This is a genomic window from Mycobacterium sp., from assembly GCF_035506235.1.
Classification (GTDB): Bacteria; Actinomycetota; Actinomycetes; order Mycobacteriales; family Mycobacteriaceae; genus Mycobacterium.
The window spans coordinates 1-3,264 of the sequence record NZ_DATJPU010000212.1 but is presented as its reverse complement, the minus strand read 5'-3'; the positions used below and the strand labels follow the sequence as shown (position 1 = coordinate 3,264).

The 3,264-nt window shown below is 65.2% G+C and carries 2 protein-coding genes; one reads left to right on the top strand and one right to left on the bottom strand.

Annotation, left to right across the window (positions count from 1 at the left end; all coding sequences use genetic code 11):
* The first annotated feature begins 194 nt into the window (after positions 1–194).
* Positions 195–1,394 carry a CaiB/BaiF CoA transferase family protein gene (locus VMD50_RS19315; RefSeq protein ID WP_325429698.1) on the top strand — a complete coding sequence of 400 codons (1,200 nt, stop codon included), beginning with the start codon at positions 195–197 and terminating at the stop codon, positions 1,392–1,394.
* 128 nt (positions 1,395–1,522) lie between these two features.
* Here the strand turns inward: VMD50_RS19315 and VMD50_RS19310 are convergent.
* The coding region (locus tag VMD50_RS19310; protein ID WP_325429696.1) for a thioester reductase domain-containing protein at positions 1,523–3,264 on the bottom strand (1,742 nt) is incomplete at its 5' end.

Sequence of the window (3,264 nt, the reverse complement as noted above, 5' to 3'; positions counted from 1 at the left end):
CTCGTTCGGATTTTTCGACGCCGGCGAAGCTGCTCCTCGAACTTCGCCCCGGACCTCCGCGATTAGCCAAATGAGTCAACGCCATGGTGCTAGCGTGAGTGCGCACGCGGGAGCATCCTGACGGGCCCTGCCACTCAACGCCGCTGCGGTCGCGCGCCACAGATACTCCGCCGAGATCAGGGAGGAAGGTCGCAGTGAGCGGGCCGTTCGAGGGTGTACGGGTGCTCGAGGTGGCGGCATGGACGTTCGTGCCCGGCGCGGGCGCGATCATGGCCGACCTTGGCGCCGACGTGGTCAAGGTGGAACCCCCCAGCGGCGATCCGCAACGCGCGCTGCATCATTCGCTCGACGACGACCCGGCATCGAAACCGTACGTCGAGATCCCCAACCGCGGGAAACGCAGCATCACGGTCGACCTGCGCATCCCTGCCGGCCAGCATCTGCTGCATCGCCTGGCCGCCGCGGCCGACGTGTTCTTGACCAGCTATCTGCCCGCAGTACGTCAACGACTGCACGTCGACGTCGACGATCTGACCGCCACCAATCCGCGGTTGATATACGTGCGGGGCAGCGGATGGGGCAGCCGCGGAACCATGGCGAATGTCGGCGCGTTCGACATGGCCGCGGCCTGGGCGGCGGCCGGCACTCAGCACAAACTGACCCCACCGGGTTCCGATGAACCCATCACCCAGCCCGCGGCCTTCTACGACTTGCAAGGCTCCAACTCGATCGCCGGGGCGGTCGCCATGGCGCTGTTTCGTCGCGAACGGACCGGCCGCGGCGCCGTTATCGACGTGTCGTTGCTGAACACCGGGATGTGGGCCATGAGCCCCGATCTTTTCGCGGCCGCTCAGGGAGGGCTGCCCCGGCAGAACCGGCTCACCGCGAACAACCCGATCGTCAATAGCTACCGGACCAAAGACGGCCGATGGCTCAATCTGGTGTGCCTGCAATCTGATCGGTTCTGGGCCGAACTGTGCCGGTTGCTGGGCCGGGACGACCTCGCCAACGACACGCGCTTCGCCGATGCGGTGCAACGCTATAACAATCGCACCGCCTGTATCGCCGAGCTGGATGCCACCTTCGCGACCCGCAGTCTGGCTGAATGGCAGAGAGCACTGGCCGATTTCAGCGGGGTGTGGTCAACGGCTGCCACCTTCGATGAGGTCGGCCGCAGCGAGCAGGTTGCCGCCAACGGCTACCTGCCCGAGGTCATCGGGCATGACGGCAGACCATTTCAGCTTGTCGCCCCGCCCTACCAATTCGACGAACAGCCGACCAGACCCCGTGGGCCGGCGCCCGAGGTCGGCCAGCACACCGAAGAAGTGCTGCTCGACATCGGGCTGAGTTGGGAGGAGATCAGCGCCTGCCATGAGCAGGGAGCGTTGGGATGACACGGGGGACTTCAGCCAAAAGCCCGATCGTTTTCAGGCCGAATGGTCTGGTGGCCAATGCGTTTCATTCTCGGCCGGCCGATCCGAGGTGCCGGCCGTGCGACGGTTTCCGGCTGATCACCTCGCGGCTAGAGCAGTCCGAGGAGTCGCAAGTCGGAAGCGTACTTGACGATGATCGGCGACGAGACGTGCGGAATGTCGTTGTCGGGGCCTATTTTCGCTTCTTGCACCGCAGCACGGAACCGATCGGTCGGGGCAGCCGATCCGCGGATCGGCTTTGCGGGCTGAAATTGATTGGAATTGCGCAACCGATTGGAAGCGGGCAATGGCAGCTTCCACAGCAGCGAGTGCCGACGCTGTCGATCCGGAAGAGCACTCAGGGCGACCTCAAACCGCTGCAACCACTCCCCAAAATCATCGATGCGCTCGATCGGGTAACCGGCCTGGATCAGCCAGTCGACAAATTCGTCGAATCCGATCCCGTCGTCGTGCGGGTTCATCACGTGGTAGGTCTGGAACCCGTCGACCACCCGGGCGCCGAGCGTGGCGATCGCTTCGGCGACGAATTCGACGGGCAGCCCGTCGAAGTGGGCGCGCTGCCGGTTGCCGTCGGCGTCGAGCTGGTAGAACGAGCCGGGCGCGATGCCGGTGGCCATCAGGGAAAGCATCATCCGGGTGAAGTTGTCCGGCACATTGAGCTGGCCCGCGTAAGTGGTGCCTGCAAGGATCATGTCGCAGCGAAACACCGTGACCGGCAGTGCGCACAGGTCGTTGGCCTCGCGCAGCAACACTTCGCCGGCCCATTTGCTGTTGCCGTAGCCGTCATCGATGGTGCGGGTCGGGCTGATGACCCGGATGTCGGCGTCCTCGGTGAACGCCGACGGCTCGATCTGATCGCCCACGCTGCCGGTCGACACGTAGGCGTAGGGCTTGATCTTTGTGGTGAGAGCGATGCGGATCAGTTCGGCGGTGCCCACGACGTTGGGCCTGAACAGCTGGCTGTAGGGCAACACGTGGTTGACCAGGGCTGCGGCATCGACGATGAGATCGACGGTGTCGGCCAGTCGCTGCCAGGTCTGCTGGTCCAGGCTTAGGTTGGCTTCACCCTTGTCGCCGGCGATGACCTCCAGATGATCGGCGGCCAAGTCCTGGAAGTGCCGCACCAGTTGCGGGTCGCCGCTGTCGAAGGCGTTGGCCAGACGGAGCCGCGCCTCCTCGTCGGACTCGGCACGCACCAGGCAGATCAGCGTGCCGTCGACCAGGTCCATCCGTTCCAGCAACTCCAGGGCCAGATAACGCCCGAGGAAACCGGTCGCCCCGGTCAGCAGCACCGTCCGAATTTCGCCGCTCGGACCTGGCAGCCCCGGAGCGCCGGTTATCGTCGCGGCGTCGATGAACTTGTCGAGCGTGAGATCGGCGGCGCGCACCTCGGTGCTCTCGCGGCCATGCACGAACTCGAAGCCAGGCCCGTGGACGTGGCGCTTTTGCCCGGCCTCGAAGTCGTCCGCCTGATCTTCCGCCATGCGGGCATGCGGGCCCACATGTCGACTTAAGCTTCGCACGGACGGCGCATCGAATAAGGTGCGCACCGAAAAGTGGGCGTCGAGGCGAGCGTTGACGGTGGCGATCAGGCGCATCGCGGTGAGCGAGTTGCCGCCGATGTCGAAGAAGGAGTCGTCGACGCTGACGTGGTGGAGCCCCAGTACTTGGGCGTAGATGTCGGTCAGGATGTCTTCGGTGGGGGTGGCCGGGGCGCGGTAGTGGTCGGTGTCCTGGTAGTCCGGTGCCGGCAGGGCGCGGGTGTCGAGTTTGCCGTTGGGTGTGAGCGGCAACGCCGTTAACCCCACCACCGCGGTCGGGATCATGTAGG